At 68.6% G+C, this 19,431-nt stretch carries 16 protein-coding genes; 2 read left to right on the top strand and 14 right to left on the bottom strand.

The genetic code is table 11. The features are described from left to right. Positions 1-85: 85 nt before the first annotated feature. The 14 genes from hslU to E2F46_RS13320 form a co-directional block, all read right to left on the bottom strand. Entirely contained in the window at positions 86-1,474 is a 1,389-nt protein-coding gene (hslU, locus tag E2F46_RS13385) for an ATP-dependent protease ATPase subunit HslU (RefSeq protein WP_133322875.1), read from the bottom strand. Between the two features lie 143 nt (positions 1,475-1,617). Next, on the bottom strand, positions 1,618-2,169 hold the full coding sequence (gene hslV / locus E2F46_RS13380) for an ATP-dependent protease subunit HslV (protein ID WP_133322873.1): 552 nt from the start codon (positions 2,167-2,169) through the stop codon (positions 1,618-1,620). Between the two features lie 50 nt (positions 2,170-2,219). Continuing rightward, positions 2,220-2,717, bottom strand: coding sequence for a DUF1203 domain-containing protein (locus tag E2F46_RS13375; RefSeq protein WP_133322871.1), 498 nt, complete (start codon positions 2,715-2,717; stop codon positions 2,220-2,222). 96 nt (positions 2,718-2,813) lie between these two features. Beyond that, positions 2,814-3,695 (bottom strand): tyrosine recombinase XerC, encoded by an 882-nt coding sequence (gene xerC, locus E2F46_RS13370; protein ID WP_165967474.1) that lies wholly within the window; start codon positions 3,693-3,695, stop codon positions 2,814-2,816. Positions 3,696-4,229: 534 nt separating this feature from the next. Next, positions 4,230-4,910: a DUF484 family protein gene (locus E2F46_RS13365; protein WP_133322868.1), complete on the bottom strand. Its 681-nt coding sequence runs from the start codon at positions 4,908-4,910 to the stop codon at positions 4,230-4,232. Further along, on the bottom strand, positions 4,898-5,746 hold the full coding sequence (gene dapF / locus E2F46_RS13360) for a diaminopimelate epimerase (RefSeq protein ID WP_133322866.1): 849 nt from the start codon (positions 5,744-5,746) through the stop codon (positions 4,898-4,900). The genes E2F46_RS13365 and dapF overlap by 13 nt, the downstream gene beginning before the upstream one ends. Before the next feature lie 30 nt (positions 5,747-5,776). After that, positions 5,777-6,001: an LPS translocon maturation chaperone LptM gene (gene lptM / locus E2F46_RS13355; RefSeq protein WP_133322864.1), complete on the bottom strand. Its 225-nt coding sequence runs from the start codon at positions 5,999-6,001 to the stop codon at positions 5,777-5,779. A 43-nt stretch (positions 6,002-6,044) separates the two neighbouring features. Next, complete coding sequence (locus tag E2F46_RS13350; protein WP_133322862.1) at positions 6,045-6,440, bottom strand: YbaN family protein; 396 nt, start codon at positions 6,438-6,440, stop codon at positions 6,045-6,047. Between the two features lie 336 nt (positions 6,441-6,776). Continuing rightward, complete coding sequence (locus E2F46_RS13345; RefSeq protein WP_243720435.1) at positions 6,777-9,026, bottom strand: S9 family peptidase; 2,250 nt, start codon at positions 9,024-9,026, stop codon at positions 6,777-6,779. A gap of 67 nt (positions 9,027-9,093) precedes the next feature. Continuing rightward, positions 9,094-11,205, bottom strand: coding sequence for a prolyl oligopeptidase family serine peptidase (locus tag E2F46_RS13340; protein ID WP_133322860.1), 2,112 nt, complete (start codon positions 11,203-11,205; stop codon positions 9,094-9,096). A gap of 81 nt (positions 11,206-11,286) precedes the next feature. Beyond that, positions 11,287-11,616, bottom strand: coding sequence for a hypothetical protein (locus E2F46_RS13335; protein ID WP_207949585.1), 330 nt, complete (start codon positions 11,614-11,616; stop codon positions 11,287-11,289). A 392-nt stretch (positions 11,617-12,008) separates the two neighbouring features. Continuing rightward, complete coding sequence (locus E2F46_RS13330) at positions 12,009-12,533, bottom strand: copper chaperone PCu(A)C (RefSeq protein ID WP_133322858.1); 525 nt, start codon at positions 12,531-12,533, stop codon at positions 12,009-12,011. 79 nt (positions 12,534-12,612) lie between these two features. Then, positions 12,613-13,530, bottom strand: coding sequence for a patatin-like phospholipase family protein (locus E2F46_RS13325; protein ID WP_133322856.1), 918 nt, complete (start codon positions 13,528-13,530; stop codon positions 12,613-12,615). A gap of 13 nt (positions 13,531-13,543) precedes the next feature. Continuing rightward, positions 13,544-14,512 (bottom strand): helix-turn-helix transcriptional regulator, encoded by a 969-nt coding sequence (locus E2F46_RS13320; RefSeq protein ID WP_133322854.1) that lies wholly within the window; start codon positions 14,510-14,512, stop codon positions 13,544-13,546. Between the two features lie 111 nt (positions 14,513-14,623). On the opposite strand from E2F46_RS13320, the gene E2F46_RS13315 reads away from it, so the two are divergent. Both E2F46_RS13315 and E2F46_RS13310 read left to right on the top strand, forming a co-directional pair. Further along, the gene (locus E2F46_RS13315) at positions 14,624-17,593 is read left to right on the top strand and encodes a molybdopterin oxidoreductase family protein (RefSeq protein ID WP_165967473.1); all 2,970 of its coding nucleotides are present in this window, start codon (positions 14,624-14,626) and stop codon (positions 17,591-17,593) included. Positions 17,594-17,603: 10 nt separating this feature from the next. Next, positions 17,604-19,367 carry an SLC13 family permease gene (locus tag E2F46_RS13310; RefSeq protein WP_165967472.1) on the top strand — a complete coding sequence of 588 codons (1,764 nt, stop codon included), beginning with the start codon at positions 17,604-17,606 and terminating at the stop codon, positions 19,365-19,367. Positions 19,368-19,431: the final 64 nt, after the last annotated feature.

Raw genomic sequence — 19,431 nt, 5'->3', positions numbered from 1 at the left:
AAACAAGGGAGACGATAAATGGCAGCGCCAGCGGCAACCGTGACCCGCCCCGCAGTCCGCGACGTCCGCGGCTGGCGACGCGGGCTCAGAGGATGTAGCGACTCAGGTCCGGGTCCTGTACCAGTTCGCCCAGGTGTGCATCCACGTAGGCGCGATCGACGACAACGCTGCCCGCCTTGTCCGGCGCGTCGTAGCTCACGGTGTCGAGCAGGCGCTCGAGCACGGTGTGCAGCCTGCGCGCGCCGATGTTCTCCTGGCGCTCGTTGACCTGCGCGGCGATCTCGGCAAGGCGATCGACGGCGTCATCGGTGAACGACAGCGCCATGCCCTCGGTCTTCATCAGCTCGACGTACTGCCGGGTCAGCGACGCCTTGGGCTCGGTGAGGATGCGGACGAAATCGTCCTTGGTCAGCGCGCTCAATTCCACCCGGATCGGGAAACGGCCCTGCATTTCCGGGATCAGGTCGCTGGGCTTGGCCAGGTGGAACGCGCCCGAGGCGATGAACAGGATGTGGTCGGTCTTGACCGATCCGTACTTGGTGCTGACGGTCGAGCCTTCCACCAGCGGCAGCAAGTCGCGCTGCACGCCCTCGCGGCTGACGTCGGCACCGACGCCCTCACTGCGCTTGGCCACCTTGTCGATCTCGTCGATGAACACGATGCCGTGCTGCTCGCAGGCCTCGATGGCGGCTTCGCGCACGTCGTCCTCGTTGACCAGCTTGCCCGCCTCTTCCTCCGCCAGCAGCGGACGCGCCGCCTTGATCGCCAGCTTGCGCGAATGCGTCTTGCCGCCGCCGAGGTTGGCGAACATCTGCCGCAACTGCTGGCCCATTTCTTCCATGCCCGGCGGGGTCATGATGTCGACGCCGGCGTTGGCGGACACGTCGATCTCGATCTCGCGCTCATCCAGCTCGCCGGCACGCAGCTGGCGGCGCAGCTTCTGCCGCGTCCCGGATTCCTTGGCCGATGGCTCGGCACCGATGTCGACCGTGGTGGTGGCATTGCCGAAGCCGAACGCGGGTTGCGGCGCTTCCCGGCGCGGGAGCAGGGCGTCGAGGATGCGGTCTTCGGCGCGCTCCTCGGCCTGCGTGCGCACCTTCTTCTTGGCCTGCTCGCGATGCAGCTTGACCGCGGTGTCGGCCAGGTCGCGGATGATCTGCTCCACGTCCTTGCCGACGTAGCCCACTTCGGTGAAACGCGTCGCCTCGACCTTCACGAACGGGGCGTTCGCCAGCGTGGCCAGGCGGCGCGCGATCTCGGTCTTGCCGACGCCGGTGGGGCCGATCATCAGGATGTTCTTGGGCATCACTTCGTTGCGCAGGTCGTCGGCCAGCTGCGCCCGGCGCCAGCGGTTGCGCAGCGCGATCGCGACCGCGCGCTTGGCCGAATGCTGGCCGACGATGTGGCGGTCGAGTTCCTGCACGATCTCGCGCGGGGTCATGGTAGAGGAGGTGTTGCCGGTTTTGCTGGACATCGGGAAAGGAGCCTCGGGAATCATGTTCGCCTCCCCCGCATGCGGGAGAAGGTGGCGCGAAGCGCCGGATCAGGGTGCGTGGGCCACTCGGCGAACGGCCCCCACCCGGCCCCTCTCCCGCAAGCGGCAGAGGGGCTGGAGCGTCAGAGTTCTTCCACCACCACGTTGCGGTTGGTGTAGATGCAGATGTCGCCGGCGATGCCCAGGGCCTCGGTGGCGATGGCGCGGGCCTCGAGCTGCGTGTGCGCCAGCAGCGCGCGCGCAGCGGACAGCGCGTAGGAACCACCGGAGCCGATGGCAATGATGCCGTCCTCGGGTTCAATCACGTCGCCGGTGCCGCTGATGACCAGCGAAGTGTCCTTGTCGGCCACCGCCAACAGCGCCTCGAGCTTGCCGAAGCGGCGCTCGGTGCGCCAATCCTTGGCCATCTCCACCGCGGCGCGCTGCAGCTGGCCGTGCTTCTCCAGCTTCGACTCGAACAGTTCGAACAGCGTGAACGCGTCGGCCGCCGCGCCGGCGAAGCCGGCCAGCACCTGGCCGTCCTTGCCCAGTCGGCGCACCTTGCGCGCATTGCCCTTCATCACGGTATGGCCCAGCGTCACCTGGCCGTCGCCGGCCACGGCCACCTTGCCGTCGCGGCGCACCGACAGGATGGTGGTGGCGTGGAACACGTGGGGATTCTGGCTGGGGTCCATGCGGCCTCCGGAGGGCGGATGTTCCGGAGATAGGGGCGCTCCTGCCGCGATCAACCCCCGGTGCAACCGAAGGATTCGTCCCAGGCCGGATGCGCAACGCAGGAGAAGCAGCCGCGCCGGGCATTGTGCAGGTGGACGTAGGCGATGGCGCTGGCGCGGAACATGCGCGCGAGCTCGCGGGCGACATCCACCCCTTCGCAGACCTCGGCATCGATCATCATGTGCCCGGCGTCGTAGGCACGCAACGACATCAGCCGCGCGGACACGTATGGCGGCACGACGCTGGCCGGCAATACCCGCCGCATCGCGCCGCGGCGGACGAAGATCGGACCCGAGGCACGATACGGCGATGTCGCAGGCTGGTGCTCGTAGGGCAGCAGCAGGAGTTCGTCGCCCGTCTTCGCATCCTCCAGACTGACGCGGCAGGGATAGCCCCTGTCGCTGTCGGCAATGCAGCGCTTCGCTCCGAGCTCGCGCAATCGTGCGTCATCCAGGGCGAACAACGCTTCGAACGGGGCCGGATCGATTCCGGACAGCTGGAACGCCATGGCAGGCCTCCTGGCGCAGTGGGAGCTGCAGCATGCGACCGGCCATCGCCGGATACTCGCCGGAATCGGACATCGCTCCGCGCAGGCACCAAAGGCTCAACCGGGATCCTTCCTGCGCTTGGCCCGCGGGTGCGCGGCGTCGTACACCTTGGCCAGGTGCCCGAAATCCAGGTGCGTGTAGATCTGGGTGGTGGAAATGTCGGCGTGGCCCAGCAGTTCCTGCACGCCGCGCAGGTCACCGGACGATTCCAGCACGTGGCTGGCGAAGGAATGGCGCAGCAGGTGCGGGTGCACGCGCTTGAACAGTCCCTGCCGCTGCGCCAGCTGGCGCATGCGGATCTGCACCGCGCGGGCGCTGATCGGGCCGCCGCCACGGCCCGGGAATACCGGCGCATCGTCGGCGCCGCCACTGTCGGCACGCCATTCGCGCAGCGCATTGCGCGCATGCGACCCCACCGGCACGATCCGCTGCTTGCTGCCCTTGCCCAGCACGCTGACCAACCCCTCGTCGAGCTGCAGGTCGCGCCAGCGCAGCGCGCACAACTCGCTCAGGCGCAGTCCCGAGGAATAGAACAGTTCCAGCATCGCCCGGTCGCGCAGGCCCAACGGCACGTCGGTCGGCACTTCCACCAGCGCCTTGGCCTCATCGGCATCGAGCACCTGCGGCAGCTTGCGCGGCGCCTTGGGCGCCCGCACGCCCGCCGCGGGATTGGCGCCAATGCGCCCGTGCTTGAGCAGCCACTGGTAGAAGCTGCGCACCGCCGACAGCCGCCGCTGCAGGCTCTTGGGCGACAGGCCGCGGCGATGCTCGGCCGCGACGAAGGCGCGGACGTCGGGCTCCTTGAGCGCGGACACGTCCTGCATGCCCTGCCCCTGTGTCCACGTCGAAAGCGCCACCAGGTCGCGGCGATAGCCGTCCAGCGTATGCGGCGACATGCGCCGTTCGACCTGCAGGTGGGAGAGGTAGTCATCGATCACTGCAGGCACCCGCCTTTCGGCTCGTCCGCGAGGATCGATGATGCAGGCAGACCCGGAGGGCGGCGCACGGGACGCGCGCCGCTCTTCGACAGGACAGGGATGTCCTGTCGAAAAATCCCGTCGAGCTCAACGCGACCGGTGAGCTTTGATCGGGGAAGGCCCGTTTTTCTGGTTCTTCTCCTGATCGGGGGATAGACACCCGCGGCAGCGCAGGTCCGATGCCGCCGCAAGTCGCGGCCCGATATCCGCTTGGTTGCGGCGGCACCGGACCTGCGTGGACAGACCATCGCCAGTTCGGTAAAGCGCGAAGCGGCGCTGTCCTCGGCTCTGGTTTCCGTCCCTTGCGCCGCAAAAGTGGAGGCGCCTGCCCGGCCGGCTTCGCCGTTCGCATGCGTTGCGCGCATGCAGTGGGCCAGCAAGAAAAGAAATGAACCCGGCCGCGACAACGGACGAAATGCTCTTGAGCCAAAGGCCAAGACAACGTCCATGGGTCCCCGCCTGCGCGGGGATGACGGAATCGCGGCGACCGCCGCATCAACCATCGAACCGCCGCAGCGCCACGTCGAACGCCTCGCCCATCATCCGCAGGAACAGCGTGCCCATCCCCGGGTAGAACCGGTTCGGGTCCTGGCTGCCCACCGCGACCAAGCCCGTGCCTTCGATCGCCAACAGAGCACTGGACTGCACCTCCTCCACGCGCGCGCCGTACAGCAGCGCCTGCTTGTCGGGGTGCAACCGCCCGCACAGCGGCTCGCCTTCCTTCAATGCATCGCCGAACGGGGCCAACAGCCGGTCGTCGCGCGCGATGACCTGCAGCCAGTCCTCGCCGCCCAGGCCGGCGACCGGGCTGAACAACACGATCCGCACCAGGTCGCCATTGAAATCCTCGGCCAGCGATGCCGCCATCGCACGGACCACGCCGGCGCGGTTGCTTTGGCGCATCAACGACAGCGTCAACTGATGCGTGCGTACCGCCAGCCGCTCGTTCTCCTGCGAGATCGCGAACAGGTCGTGCAGCCGACGGGACAACTCGCGGTTCTTGTCGCGCAGCACTTCCAGCTGGTAGCTGGCCAGCGATGCCGCCGGGCCATCCTCGCGCGGGACCACCAGGCTCAGTGCCAGGTCGGGGAACTGCTGCAGGAACTTCGGTTGCCGCCGCAGCCAGGCCGCCACCTCGTGCGCGCCGAGTTTTTCGGGTGTGCTCATGCGATCCATTCTCCCTCGAAGACAAATGCGGCCGGGCCGGCCATCGTGACCGGCGCGTCGTCGCCCGGCCACGCGATGTGCAGTTCGCCACCCGGCAACGATACGGCGACCTCGCGTCCGACGCGACCTTGCCGCGCCAGCACCGCCACCGCTGCGCAGGCGCCACTGCCGCAGGCGAGCGTTTCGCCCACGCCGCGCTCGAACACGCGCAGGCGGATGCGGTCCGGCGACAGCACCTGCGCGAAGCCCACGTTCACCGATTCCGGAAACCAGCGCGACTGCTGCAACGTGCCGCCAATGTGCTGCAGCGGTGCATCGTCAACCGCAGGCACCTCGATCACGGCGTGCGGATTGCCCATCGACACTGCGCCGAACCGCACACGCGCCTCCCCGTCCGACGCCACGTCATACGCATCCTGCGCCGCATCGTGCCCCGCCAACGGAATCCGCGCCGGCATGAATTCGGGCACGCCCATCGCCACGCGATAGCGGCCGTCGCCGAGCACCTCCGCCAAATGCGTGCGCGTCGGGCTGTCGAGCACGAAGCGATCGCCGTGCGCGGCGCCATCGCGCACCAGCCAGGCCGCCACGCAGCGTGCGCCATTGCCGCACTGCTGCGACGGCGAACCATCGGCATTCCAGATGCCATAGGCCGCGACCGCACTGGCGCTGCGCGGCGGCTCGATGGTCAGGATCTGGTCGCAGCCGACGCCCCGGTGGCGGTCGGCCAGCGCGCGGCACAATCCGGCATCGGGCGCAGGCGCGCCGTCACGCAAGTCGAGCACGACGAAGTCGTTGCCCGCGCCATGCATCTTGCTGAAGCGGAGCGTTCCGCGCATCGGCATCACCGGTCACCGGAGGGGTGCCGCCGAAGGTCAGCGACCGTCGTCATCCTGCGGGACGTCGCCGGCATCGACCGGGGGCGCGTCGGCATCGGCGGGCACCTCGTCGGCGGGCATCGGCATCGGCGCCTCGTCCTCGAAGGTGTCCTGCGCGGCTTCGTCAGGCAGCACCAGAGGGCCCTTGTTGCCACAGGCGGACAGTGCGAACACGAAGGCGAACAGCACGATGGCGGGGGCGATGGCAGGCCGGGTCTTCATGCGCGCAGTGTAGCCCGGCCGGCCCGCGCTGCGCAGCGTGCGTTCACCTGCCGGGCGGTTCCGGACGCCGCCACAGCCAGCCCGCCACGACCGCCATGCACGCCAGCGGCAGCGCGGTCATCCACCCGCGATGCGCGGCGAACAGCGGCATCACCAGCAGCAGCACGCCGGCACAGGCCAGCATGGTCCAGGTCGCGGCCCACTTCGCGCGTCGCGACACCGCGCCGTGCGCCTGCCAGTCCACGATCACGGGGCCGAAACGCGGGTGCGCAAGCAGCCAGGCATGCAGCCTGTCGGACCCCCGCGCGGCGGCGTAGGTGGCGATCAGCACGAACACGGTCGTCGGCAGTCCGGGCACCACGATGCCGACGATGCCGATGCCCAGGCTGAGGTAGGCCAGCAGCCACCAGGCCCAGCGGAAGCGCGAACGTAGCGTCATGGGGGGATTCTATTGAGTGGTGCGGGAGTGGGGATCACGCGGCGTCACTGGCCCCCACCCCCGACCCTCCCCCGTAAACGGTGGAGGGGGAAAGAGGGGCTGACCTGCTTCCTGACGGCTTGCGGCTATGGGGAAAGAATGTGATCTGCCCCCCTCCCCCGTTTACGGGCGTGAGGTTGATTCGCTTGCGCAGCACCGCTGCGCGAATCATCCGAACGACCGGCGTGCTGCGCCGGGCGGGCTGGGGTGGGGGCACGGCCCGCCTCTGCAATGCCCGAACGCGACAAACCCCGCGCGTGCGGGGTTTGTCGTGGTGTCATGCGACCGCACCGACGCTCAGCGTTCGGGCACGCCGAGTTGGTCGAGCATGAAGGCGTACATCTCGGACACTTCGCGGAAGCGGCGGAAACGGCCCGACTTGCCGCCGTGGCCGGCCTCCATGTTGGTGCGGAACACCACCGGGCGATCGCTGGTGTTGAGGTCGCGCAGGCGGGCGACGTACTTCGCCGGCTCCCAGTACTGCACCTGCGAATCCCACAGCCCGGTGCCGACGAACATCGCCGGATAGGCCTTGGCCTCGAGGTTGTCGTACGGCGAGTACTGGACGATGTAGTCGTAGAACTCCTTCTGCTCCGGGTTGCCCCACTCGTCGTACTCGTTGGTGGTCAGCGGGATGCTGGGATCGAGCATGGTGGTGACCACGTCGACGAACGGCACCTGCGACAGGATCACGTTGTACTTTTCCGGCGCCATGTTCGCGATCGCGCCCACCAGCAGGCCGCCTGCGCTGCCGCCATAGGCCGCCACACGGTCCGGCGCGCCATAGCCCTCCTTGACCAGGAAGTCGGTGACGTCGATGAAGTCGGTGAAGGTGTTGATCTTGTTGAGCAGCTTGCCGTCGTCGTACCACTTGCGACCCATCTCCTGGCCGCCGCGGATGTGCGCCAGCGCATACACCACGCCGCGGTCGAGCAGGCTGACGTTGGTCGCGCTGAAGCCCGGGTCCATCGACGCGCCGTAGCTGCCGTAGCCGTACTGCAGCAACGGCGCGGTGCCGTCCTTCGCAAAGCCCTTGCGATACACCAGGGTCACCGGGATGCGGGTGCTGCCGTCGCGTGCCGGCGCCCAGACGCGTTCGGTGACGTACTGCGAGGGGTCGTAACCCGGCACCGGTTGCTGCTTCAGCTCGCGGCGCTCGCCGGTGTCCACGTTCAGCTCGTACGTGGTGGCCGGCGTGGTCATCGAAGTGTAGGTATAGCGCAGCCATTCGCTGTCGGGCTCGGGGTTGGCCGACAGGCCCATCGAGTACGCCGACTCGTCGGCCTTGACGTGTTCCTCGCTGCCATCGGCCTTGCGCAGGCGGATGCGTTCGAGGGCGTCGGACCGTTCGGCAATGGCCATGAAGCCGTCGAACAGTTCCACGCCTTCGATGAACACGTTGGCGTCGTGCGCAACGACATCGGTCCACTGCTCGCGCGAGGTCGCATTGCTCGGTGCCTCGGCGATCTTGAAGTTGGTGGCCCCGCCGGCGTTGGTGCGGATCACCCAGCGATCGCCGAGGTGGTCGGCGTCGTACTCCACGTCTCGCGCGCGCGGCGCGAGCACGGTGAAGCGGGCCGGGTCGGCGGCCGGCGCATAGCGCAATTCGTCGGCCACTGTGCTGCTGGAGTGGATGATGATGAACCTGTCGTCGCGCGTGCGGCCGATGCCCATGTAGAAGCTGTCGTCCGGCTCCTCGTACACCAGTACGTCCTGGCCGACCGGCGTGCCCAGCACGTGCTTCTTCACGCGCTTGCTGAGCAGCGTCTCCGGGTCGTTCTCGATGTAGAACAGGGTGCGGTTGTCGTCGCCCCAGACCAGGCTGGCGGACATGCCGACGATCTGGTCGGGCAGCGTTTCGCCGGTCTCCAGGTCGATGAAGCGGATGGTGTACTGGCGACGGCCGTTGAGGTCCTCTGCGTAGGCCAGCAGGCGGTTGTCCTGGCTGACTTCCCAGTTGCCCACCTGGTAGAAATCCTTGCCGGCGGCCAGCACGTTGACGTCCAGCAGCACCTGCTCGCCGTTGAAGTCGGCGGCGTCGTTGGCCCTCTGGATCGACAGCGCGTCCACGCCCTCGGCGTCGGCGCGGCGTGCATAGACCGGGTAGTCCTTGCCGGTTTCGAAACGGGTGTAGTACCAGTACCCGCGCTCGCGGTACGGCACCGAGCTGTCGTCCTGCTTGATCCGCGCGACGATCTCGTCGTACAGCGCGTTCTCCACGCCCTTGAGCGGCGCCAGCACCGCATCGGCATAGGCGTTCTCGGCGTTGAGGTACGCCAGCACCTCCGGGTTTTCGCGCTTGTCGTCTCGCAGCCAGTAGTACTCATCGTTGCGCTCGGCCCCGTGCGGCGCCTTCACCGCGAAATCACGCTTCCCGGCATCGGGCGGGGTGGCGGCATTGGCCAGCGCGCGCGGCGCGGCGCGTTCGGCCTGCGCCGGATTGGCGGAGGCGGTGGCATCGGGTGCCGCGGCATCGTTGCCGGGCTGGCAGGCGGACAGCGTGGTCATCAGCAGTGAGGTCGCGATCAGGAGGGGGATGGTCTTCATATGGAGTCCATGCGGTGGGAGGCAAGGCGCCCTTCACGCGGAAGGGCGCCCCGGCGCCGGGTTGCGGCTATTTCGACAGCTGTTGCCACAGGAAGGTCAGGTACAGCGCATCCATGTGCGCGGCCTGCCGGTTGTCCGCCGCGCCGCCGTGGCCGCCCTCGATGTTCTCGTAGTAGCGCACGTCCTGGCCGGACTCGAGCATCTTCGCGTGCATCTTGCGGGCATGGCCCGGGTGCACGCGGTCGTCGCGGGTGGAGGTGAGCAGGATGGTCGGCGGGTACTGCTTCGCGGGATCGAACAGGTGGTAGGGCGAGAAGGTCTGGATGTACTCCCACTCCTCCGGGATGTCCGGATTGCCGTACTCGGCCATCCACGAAGCACCGGCCAGCAGCTTGTTGTAGCGCTGCATGTCCAGCAGCGGCACCTGGATCACCACTGCGCCGAACAGCTCCGGGTACTGCACCAGCATGTTGCCGGTGAGCAGGCCGCCGTTGCTGCCGCCACGAATGCCCAGGTGCGCGGGCGAGGTGATGTTGCGGTCGATCATGTCCTGCGCGACCGCGGCGAAGTCCTCATAGGCCTTGTGCCGGTTCTGCTTCAGCGCCGCCTGGTGCCAGCGCGGGCCGTACTCGCCACCGCCGCGGATGTTGGCGACCGCATAGGTGCCGCCCTTCTCCAGCCAGCCCTTGCCGGTGCCACCGGAATAGCCCGGCGTGAGCGAGATCTCGAAGCCGCCGTAGCCGTAGAGCAGGGTCGGCGCGGTGCCGTCGAACGCGAGGTCCTTCGGCCGCACCAGGAAGTACGGCACGCGGGTGCCGTCCTTCGAGGTGGCGAAGTGCTGCTCCACCACGTGGTTCGACGCGTCGAAGAACGCCGGCATGGTCTTCAGCGTTTCCGGCGCGGCCGCGCCCTCCCCCGCATCGCCGAGCATCAGCGTGCTGGGGGTGAGGAAGTCGGTGACGGTGAGCCACAGCGCATCGGACTCGTCGCTGTCGACCGCGCGCGCGGACACGGTGCCGAACTCGGGCACCCCCGCCAGCGGGCGGCGCGCCCAGCCGTCGGCGCCGGGGGTGAGCACGGTCAGCTTGTTCTTGACGTCCTCGAGCACGTTGAGGACCAGGTGGTTTTTCGTCCACGAAAAGCCTGCCAGCGAGGTGGTGTCGCTGGGTTCGAACAGCACGTCGAAGCTGCGCTCGCCGGCCATGAAGGCGTCGAAGTTGGCCGCCAGCAGCGAGCCGGCCGGATACGTCCTGCCGCCCACCGTCCACGGCTCGCGCAGCTCCAGCGTGAGCCATTCGCGATTGGCGGACTTGTTGGCCGAATTGGGCGCGTCCACCTTGGTCAGCGCGCCATCGGCGCCGACCAGGTACACCTCGTCGTTGTAGAAGGCGATGGTGCGGCTGACGAAATCGCGCTCGTAGAAGGGCGTGTGGTCGCGGCCGGCGGAGATGTACATGTCGTCGGCGGTGCCTTCGTACACCACGGCCGCGGACTCGAACGGCGTGCCGCGCGTCCAGCGCTTGACGATGCGCGGGTAGCCCGACTCGGTGAGCGTGCCGTCGCCGAAATCGGTGAAGGCATAGACGGTGTCGCGGTCGACCCAGGTCAGCGCGCCCTTGGCCTCCGGGCGGAAGAAGCCGCCTTCGACGAAGGACTTCGACGGAATGTCGAACTCGCGCGTCACGGTGGCATCGGCGCCGCCGCGCGACAGTGCGATCAGGCAGCGTGCATAGTCCGGACGCAGGCAGTTGGCGCCGCCCCAGACCCAGTTGGTGCCTTCGGCCTTGTTCAGCGCGTCGAGGTCGAGCAGCACGTCCCATTGCGGGTTGGGCTTGCGGTATTCCTCGAGCGTGGTGCGCCGCCACAGGCCGCGCGGGTTCTGCTGGTCACGCCAGAAGTTGTAGTACCACTCGCCCTGCTTGTTGACGGCGGGGATGCGTGCGTCAGAGTCGTAGATCGCCAGCAGGTCGGCTTCAAGCCGGCGGAACTCGGGCGTGGCGGCCAGTTCGGCCTCGGCCACGGCGTTCTGGGCCTTCACCCATTCCAGCGCCTTCGGGTCCTCGACCCCTTCCAGCCATTGGTGCGGATCGCCCACGGCACCCTCCTGCGCGCCCGCGGCGCCTGCAGCGAGGCACACGGCCACTCCGGCGGCCACGCAGGCCTGCGACAACTTCGACATGCCACGACTCCCTTGGAAAGCAGGCCGCGGAAGCTATCACACGCCGCGGGTCGGTCCGAGGGCCGGAAGTCGGGGCCGGACTCAGGCCGCCTGCGGGCGTCGCGCCCGGCGCGCAGCCGCGGCCGGCAAGGTTCGGGGTAGGCGCACGGCGGCGGGCGCGGTACGACGACGGCGCACCTGCACCGGCCGCGGCAACGGCGCCTCCCCGGTCCAGCGGCGCGCCAGCCGGCAGGCCAGCAACGCGGCCAGCGGCAGGCCGGGCAACCACAGCGCCATCCAGCCGAACAGGGCGCTGGTACCACGCGCGGTGGGGAAGGACAGCATCAACACCAGCGCGAGGCCGATGACGCCGAGCAGGAGCTGCTCGACCATCGGCATCACGGGACGGGTCGTGGACGTGGACTGCGGCATGGCGGCGTTCTCCTGTCGGGCCGACAGGCTGCCGCGCCGCCTTCTCACGGGCTGCGACGTTGGCAGTCGCCATGAAGACCGCCATCCACCGGGCCGCCTCCGTGGACTACCGGGACCGCCCATTCGCAACGAACTCCGTCATCCCGGCGCGCAAGCCGGGGTGAGGGCGGGCTGCTCGCTCGCGAGCCACCAGGCGCGCGCCCGGCCGAGCGCGCGCGCGCCGGGGGTCGAAGACCCAGTGCCTTGCGATGGACCCTGGGGCCCCGGCCTTCGCCGGGGCGACGAGGTCGTTGCGCGTCGATGCTCGCGGATGGATCGACATCCATGTGTCCCCGCCTTCGCGGGATGACGATCCATGACGGGCGACGCGGTGCGGCTGTCCGAGCTGGCCGTCAATGATGCGAGTGGGCATCCGCCGGTGCCGGCGCGTCGGCATCGACCGGGCGCACTTCGAACGCGACCTCGTGCGCACCCGCCTGCTCGAACACCAACGTCGCCGCAACGCGGTTGCCGGCGGCGAACCGCCCCTCGACCGGGGTGATGAACATCAGGTGGTAGCCGCCGGGCTTGAGCTCGACCGTCGCCCCGGCCGGCAGCGGCAGGCCATCGCCGAGTTCACGCATGCGCGCCATGCCGTCCTCGTGGCGCACTTCGTGGATCTCGACGCGCACGGATGCATCGCTGCGCACCTCCACCAGGCGGTCGTCGGCCCCGCCACCGTTGTGGATCGACAGGAATCCCGCCGCGACCGGTGCGTTCGGCGGAATCTCGCGGGACCAGGGTGCAGTGACGTGCATGCCGTCATCGCCTGGGGCCTCGCCGGCAACGACATCGCCATGCCCTGCATGGTCCGACTGTCCGCATGCGGCCAAGGCCAAGGTCATTGCAAGGACCGTCCAGATCGATGCCTTCGTCATACCGGTTTCCTGTCTCGGGGGGACGACATTGTCGCCGCTCCCGCCGATCGATGCATGCGGGCAGGCGCGATGCCAGCGATCAATACCCGGCCGCGTCCAGCGCCTTGGTTGCCTCGGCGCGGCCGACGTCGATCAGTTCCGCCGCACGCCAGAACTCGTAGAACGAACACACGTCGCGCGGGATGCGGATGACCAGCTCCGGCGGGTCCAGCGCCAGCTGCACGCGCGCGATCTGCGCCTGCATCGTATCCAGCGAGCGCGCCATGATCTCGGGCACGCCCATGGCCAGCGGATCCGCTTCCTCGCCATCCTCGTCGCGGGTCCGGCGCTGCAGCCAATCGCCAAGGCGACTGCGCAAGGTGTCCGGATCCTGCTGCGCAGGCTGCCCGGCGCCGGCCGGCATGCCGGGCGGACGCCGTGGCCAGCCGTGCATGTCCACCGCGACCAGCCGGTGCGCATCGGACAAGCGCGTCGCGGCGATCGGCAGCGGCGCCAGCAGGCCGCCGTCGACCAGCGCGCGGCCATTCACCCGATGCGGCGTGAACAGCCCGGGGATCGCGAACGATGCGCGCAGCGCGTCCCACAGCGAGCCTTCGCGCAGCCACACCTCGCGTTGGCGCTGCAGGTCCACGGCGACCGCGGTGAATTCAATCGGCAACTGTTCGATGACCGGATCGCCGACCACCTCGCGCATCGCATCGACCAGCCGCGCGCCGCGCAGCACGCCGGAGCGGCGCCAGCCAGGGTCGAGCAGGCGCAGGAAATCCCGTCGCGACATCTGGCGGATGCGCGCATCGAACTCACGCAGCCTGCCGGCGGCGAAGATGCCGCCGACCAGCGCGCCGCTGGACGACCCGGACACGGCCACGATGCGCAGGCCGCGTTCCTCCAGCACCTCGATCACGCCGATCTGCGCCAATCCGCGCGCACCACCGGCACCGAGCACCAGTGCGACCGGCTCAGCCCCGGCGATCTTCGGCGCGCGGTCCGGCGTCATCGCCCGTTCCCGTTCAGGCGTCGTAGTTCGACAGCGCCAGCTGCAGCAGCGACTTCACCTGCTGGCGCAGCGCCGGCGGTTCCACCACTTCGGCATCGGCGCCGTAATGCAACACGTCCATCAGCAGTTCGCGCGCGGCGCTGTAGGGCACTTTCAGTTCGTAGCGGCCGTCGGGCAGCCAACGGCCCTGCTGCTGCGAATGCCAGTGCTCGTCCGCCACCCAGCGCGCGGACGTCTCGCTGAACACGATGGTGGCGATGCCCTTCGGCGGGCCGGAGAAGATGCCGTAGCTGCCGGACAGGTGCTGGTCCAGTTCGGCCTCGGGGAGGTCGCGCGCGGCGGCATCGAGCAGGCGCGCGCCGCCGATGCGGTCGACGGAGAAGCTGCGCAGCGCGTCGCGCTCGTGGTCCCAGGCATCGAGGTACCAGTTGTCGCGATAGTGGGTGATGCGCTGTGGCGACACCGTGCGCCGCGTCTTCTCGTCGGTGGAGCGCGCGCGGTAGTCGAACGACAGCTGCTTGCGCTGCAGCACCGCCGAGCAGACGTTGCGGAAGGCGTGCTCGTCCATGCGCCGGCCGCGGTGCGGGATGACGCGCACGCGCTCGACAGGCCAGCGGTCGCCGGTGGCGTGCTCGGCCAGCAGCTTGTCGATGCGCGACTGCAGCGGCGCCAGCGCGCCCGACAGCACGCCACCGGTGCTGCGCGACAGCAGCTGTTGCGCGGCCAGCAGCGCATGCAGTTCGTCGGAGGTCAGCCACAAGCCGGGCAGTTCGAAGCGCTCGGCATCCTCGGTGTCGTAGCGGAACCCGGCCTCGCCATCGCCCACCACCGGTGCCATCAGCGCATCGCGCAGGAAGGCGAGGTCGCGGTAGACCGTCGCGCGCGAACATTCGAGTTCATCCTGCAGCCGCGCCACCGTCACCGGGTAGCGCGCGGTCTTGAGGATGCGGTGCAGGGAAAGGATGCGTTCGTATCGGTCCATGGCCGGATTATGCCGGGTCGACGGCGCAGCGCGCGTGACATCCGTCGACCCGAAGCCATCCTCCCGATTCCCCGGCAGGCAGCCCTTGCCATGGCGCGGCACAATAGCCACATGACGCAGCCCGCTCCAGCCGAGCCCATCCTCGACCTGTCGCCCTCGCCCGGCGACGAGGTGAAGACCACGACCTGCTACATGTGCGCCTGCCGCTGCGGCATCAAGGTGTGGCTGAAGGACGGCAGCATCCGCTACATCCAGGGCAACGCCGCGCATCCGGTCAACAGGGGCGTGCTGTGCGCGAAGGGCGCCAGCGGGATCATGCAGCACTACTCGCCGGCGCGGCTCACCAAGCCCCTGTTGCGCACCGGCGAGCGCGGCAGCGGCGAGTTCCGCGAGATCGAATGGGAGGAAGCGCTGGAGCTCGCCGCGTCCTGGCTCAAGCCGATCCGCGAGCGCAACCCGGACGAGCTGGCGTTCTTCACCGGCCGCGACCAGTCGCAGGCGCTGACCGGCTGGTGGGCGCAGCAGTTCGGCACGGTCAACTACGCCGCGCATGGCGGCTTCTGCTCGGTCAACATGGCCACCGGCGGCCTGTACACGCTGGGCGGCAGCTTCTGGGAATTCGGCGAACCCGACTGGGACCACGCCCGCTACCTGATGCTGTGGGGCGTGGCCGAGGACCACGACTCAAATCCGATCAAGCTGGGCCTGGGCAAGCTGAAGGCCAACGGCGCGAAGATCGTCGCGGTCAACCCGGTGCGCAGCGGCTATGGCGCCATCGCCGACGAATGGATCGGCATCCGCCCCGGTACCGACGGGTTGTTGGCGTTCGCGCTGATCCATGAACTGCTGCGGATGGATCGCATCGACCTCGATTACCTGGTGCGCTACGCCAATGCGCACTGGCTGGTGGTGCGCAATCCCGGTGGCGCGGACGACGGATTGTTCGCGCGCGATGCGGAGGGCAACGTGCTGTGCTGGGACACCGCTGCGCGTTGCCGCCACCCCGGCCCTCCCCCGCACGCAGGGGAAGGAGCGGAGCGAAGCGGTGCTTTTCCCCCTCCTCCGCTTGCGGGGGAGGGTTGGGGTGGGGGCAACGGCGCGACGATATCCGCCAGTGCCATCGACATCTCGCCCGCCGTCGTCGGCGAATACACCCTGCCCGACGGCCGCACCGCCGTACCCGTGTTCCAGTTGGTCGTCGATCGCTACCTCGATCCGCAGTACGCACCCGATGCCGTTGCCGAGCGCTGCGGCATCACCGCCGACACCATTCGCCGCATCGCACGCGAACTGGCCGAAGCCGCGTTCGAAAGCAAGCTGACGCTGCCGATCGCCTGGACCGACGCCTGGGGCCGCGAGCACAGCGAGATGGTGGGCCGTCCCGTCGCCATGCATGCGATGCGCGGCATCAGCGCGCACAGCAACGGCTTCCACACCTGCCGCGCGTTGCACCTGCTGCAACTGCTGCTGGGCGCGGTGGATGCCCCCGGTTCGTTCCGCTACCAGCCGCCCTACCCCAAGCCCATTCCGCTGCCGAACCGTCCGGGCAAGACCCGCAACGACGCCGGCATCCTCGACGCGCCGCCGCTGGGCTTCGTGCATGGGCCGGAAGACCTGGTCGTGGATGCCGACGGTGAACCGCGCCGCATCGACCACGCGTTCTCATGGGCCTATCCGCTGTCGGCGCACGGGATGATGCACACCGTCATCCGCAACGCCTGGGCGGGCGATCCGTACCGCATCGACACACTGATGATGTTCATGGCCAACATGAGCTGGAACTCGGCGATGAACACCACCGGGACGATGCAGTGGCTGACCGACAGGGACGCGGCCGGCGACTACCGCATCCCGCGCATCATCTACTCCGACGCCTACGCCAGCGAGATGGTGGCCTACGCCGACCTGGTGCTGCCCGATACCACCTACCTCGAGCGCTTCGACGCGATCAGCCTGCTCGACCGTCCGATCTCCGACGCCGACGGCGCCAGCGATGCGATCCGCCACCCGGTGTTCGATCCGGCCACGCAAGCCGACAAGGACGGACGCCCGCGCGACGTGCGCGGCTTCCAGTCGGTGTTGATCGACCTCGGCGCGCGCATCGGACTGCCGGGCCTGTGCGACGACAACGGCACCCCGAAGTACCGCGACTACGCCGACTACATCCTGCGCCACGAGCGCGCACCGGGCATCGGCCTGCTCGCCGGCTGGCGCGGCGACGGCACGCAGCACGGCAAGGGCGCGCCCAATCCCGACCAGTTGCAGCGCTACATCGACAACGGCGGCTTCTGGCGCGAGGAAATCCCGCGAAACGCGCGCTATTTCAAGATGGCCAACCGCGGCTACCTCGAGTGGGCGCAGCGTTTCGGCTTCGTGGGCAGTACCGACCCGATCGTGCTGCAGCTCTACGCCGAGCCGCTGCAGAAGTTCCGCCTCGCCGCGCAGGGCCACGGCGAACGGCAGCCGCCCGAACGCCATCGCGAACGCGTGGCGACGTACTTCGATCCGCTGCCGATCTGGTACGAACCGTTCGAACACGACCAGACCTCACGCGACGCCTATCCGCTCAATGCGGTGACCCAGCGACCGATGTTCATGTACCACGCCTGGGGCTCGCAGAACGCGTGGCTGCGGCAGATCGCGGCGCGCAACTTCCTGTACCTGCACCCGGATACCGGCACGCAGTACGGACTTGCCGACGAGGGCTGGGTGACGGTTGCCTCGCACCACGGCGAGATCACCGCACAGGCGAAGTTCGCCGCCAACGTGCAGCCCGATACGGTGTGGACATGGAACGCCATCGGCAAGCGCCGCGGCGCGTGGCGGTTGGCGAAGGACGCACCGGAAGGCGAGAAGGGCTTCCTGCTCAACCACCTGATCTCGGACGTCACGCCCAAGGGCGATTACGCCAATGCCGACCCGGTCACCGGGCAGGCCGCGTGGTTCGACCTGCGCGTGGCGATTCGTCCGGCCGGCGCCGCAGCCGATGGCACGCGACCGCAGTTCCCCGCGTTGCCTCTGGGCAATGCCGGCACGCAACCGCTACGCTATGGCGCGTCGTCCACGGATCGCGACCGCTAGACCCAACGACATGGAAATCCAACTACTGCTGACGTTCCTGGTGCTGGCCGGGGCCTTGTTCCTGTTCATCAGCGAAAAGCTGCCGGTCGACCTGGTGGCGATGCTGGTGCTGGCCAGCGTGCTGATCCTGGGGCTGGTCACGCCTGCGCAGGCGTTGTCCGGGTTCGCCAGCGAGGCCACGGTGACGGTCGCGGCGATGTTCGTGCTCAGTGCGGGCATTGCGCGCAGCGGCATCCTCAATGGCCTTGGCGACCTGCTGTCGCGCATCCGTTGGCCATGGATGTTCGCGCTGGCCATGATGCTGCTGGCGGCGGGCACTTCGGCCTTCATCAACAACACCGCGATCGTGGCGGTGTTCCTGCCGCTGGTGATCGCGGCGGCGGCCGCCACCGGGCAGTCCCCTTCGAAGATGCTGATCCCGCTGTCCTATGCGGCACAGTTCGGCGGCGTCTGCACGCTGGTGGGCACGTCCACCAACCTGCTGGTGCATTCGGTGGCGGTGCAGCACGGCCTGTCCGGGTTCACGCTGTTCGAGTTCACCGCACTGGGCATCTGGTTCGTGGTGGTGGGCACGGTGTATCTGATGTTCTCGCGTCGTTACCTGCTGCCCGACTATGGCATTCCCAATGCCGACGACGACAGCCACCGCGGCCGCTACCTGACCGAACTTCACGTGCCGGAAAAGTCGTCGCTGATCGGCAAGCGTGGCAATGAGCTGCTGCCGCTCGACAGCGGCGACGTGTACATCATCGAGATCGTCCGCGAAAGCGTGACCCTGCACAGTCCGTCGACCACCGAGGTGCAGGCCGGCGACCGCCTGTTGCTGCGCGGTGCCTGGAACGCGATCGACAAGGTGCGCAAGGAGCTGAAACTCGACTACGACCCGGTGGCCAAGGATCTGGTGGCCGATCCCGCCGCGGACCGCGTGCACGCCGAGCTGATGGTGGTGCCCGGCTCCCACCTGGCCGGCCACACCATGGCGTCGCTACGCTTCGGGCATACCTATCGGCTGCGCGTGCACGGGCTGCAGCGGCCGAACGAGCGCCTGCGCCGCCCGCTGCACCGCATCCCGCTGGAAGTCGGCGACATCCTGCTGGTCGACGGCACGCCCGCCGCACTGGATGCGCTGCGCCAGGAGCCGGGGCTGATGCTGTTGACCAGGCGCGCCAAGCGCGAGGTGGATTCGCGCCGCGCGATCCTTTCGGTCGGCATCATGGTCGCGGTGATCGCGCTGTCGGCCTTCGAAATCATGCCGATCGTCGCCTCGGCGCTGCTGGGCTGCGTGGCGCTCGTCGCGGTGAACGTGCTGACGCCGGAAGACGCCTATGGCGGCATCGACTGGCGCGTGATCATGCTGCTGGCCGGCGTGCTGCCGCTGGGCATCGCGCTGCAGAACTCCGGCGGCGCAGACTGGATCGCGCAGGGCGCGCTGGACCTGATCGGCAACGGCAATCCGCTGCTGACGCTGGCGATCATCTACCTGCTGACCGCGGTGATGACCGAGATGATGAGCAACAACGCCTCGGCGGTGCTGATCGCGCCCATCGCCATCGCCACCGCGGGGGTGATGGGGGTCGATCCGAAACCGTTCCTGGTGGCGGTCGCGTTCGCGGCCTCGACCAGCTTCGCCACGCCGGTCGGCTACCAGACCAACACCATGGTGTACACCGCCGGCGGCTACCGGTTCTCGGACTTCTTCAGGATCGGCGTGCCGTTGAACCTGATCTTCTTCGTGATGGCGGTGGTGCTGATCCCGCGTTACTTCCCGTTCTGAGCCGATGACCGTGCCTCTGTATCGCAACGCCTTGCATCCACCAGTCGCCATCGGCATGGGCCCG

Origin of the sequence: Luteimonas aestuarii, assembly GCF_004357985.1 — a bacterium.
GTDB lineage: Bacteria > Pseudomonadota > Gammaproteobacteria > Xanthomonadales > Xanthomonadaceae > Luteimonas > Luteimonas aestuarii.
The sequence above is the reverse complement of the archived record's forward strand: the minus strand, read 5'-3'. Positions and strand labels throughout refer to the sequence as shown.

Bases quoted from the DNA above. Each gene is read 5' to 3' on its own strand.
- E2F46_RS13375 (WP_133322871.1), bottom strand. From the start codon at position 2,717: ATGGCGTTCCAGCTGTCCGGAATCGATCCGGCCCCGTTCGAAGCGTTG.
- E2F46_RS13350 (WP_133322862.1), bottom strand. From the start codon at position 6,440: ATGACGCTACGTTCGCGCTTCCGCTGGGCCTGGTGGCTGCTGGCCTAC.
- E2F46_RS13310 (WP_165967472.1), top strand. From the start codon at position 17,604: ATGGAAATCCAACTACTGCTGACGTTCCTGGTGCTGGCCGGGGCCTTG.
- hslV (WP_133322873.1), bottom strand. From the start codon at position 2,169: ATGGACCCCAGCCAGAATCCCCACGTGTTCCACGCCACCACCATCCTG.
- E2F46_RS13365 (WP_133322868.1), bottom strand. From the start codon at position 4,910: ATGGATCGCATGAGCACACCCGAAAAACTCGGCGCGCACGAGGTGGCG.
- lptM (WP_133322864.1), bottom strand. From the start codon at position 6,001: ATGAAGACCCGGCCTGCCATCGCCCCCGCCATCGTGCTGTTCGCCTTC.
- E2F46_RS13325 (WP_133322856.1), bottom strand. From the start codon at position 13,530: ATGACGCCGGACCGCGCGCCGAAGATCGCCGGGGCTGAGCCGGTCGCA.
- hslU (WP_133322875.1), bottom strand. From the start codon at position 1,474: ATGTCCAGCAAAACCGGCAACACCTCCTCTACCATGACCCCGCGCGAG.
- E2F46_RS13335 (WP_207949585.1), bottom strand. From the start codon at position 11,616: ATGCCGCAGTCCACGTCCACGACCCGTCCCGTGATGCCGATGGTCGAG.
- E2F46_RS13340 (WP_133322860.1), bottom strand. From the start codon at position 11,205: ATGTCGAAGTTGTCGCAGGCCTGCGTGGCCGCCGGAGTGGCCGTGTGC.
- E2F46_RS13345 (WP_243720435.1), bottom strand. From the start codon at position 9,026: ATGAAGACCATCCCCCTCCTGATCGCGACCTCACTGCTGATGACCACG.
- dapF (WP_133322866.1), bottom strand. From the start codon at position 5,746: ATGCCGATGCGCGGAACGCTCCGCTTCAGCAAGATGCATGGCGCGGGC.
- E2F46_RS13320 (WP_133322854.1), bottom strand. From the start codon at position 14,512: ATGGACCGATACGAACGCATCCTTTCCCTGCACCGCATCCTCAAGACC.
- E2F46_RS13330 (WP_133322858.1), bottom strand. From the start codon at position 12,533: ATGACGAAGGCATCGATCTGGACGGTCCTTGCAATGACCTTGGCCTTG.
- E2F46_RS13315 (WP_165967473.1), top strand. From the start codon at position 14,624: ATGACGCAGCCCGCTCCAGCCGAGCCCATCCTCGACCTGTCGCCCTCG.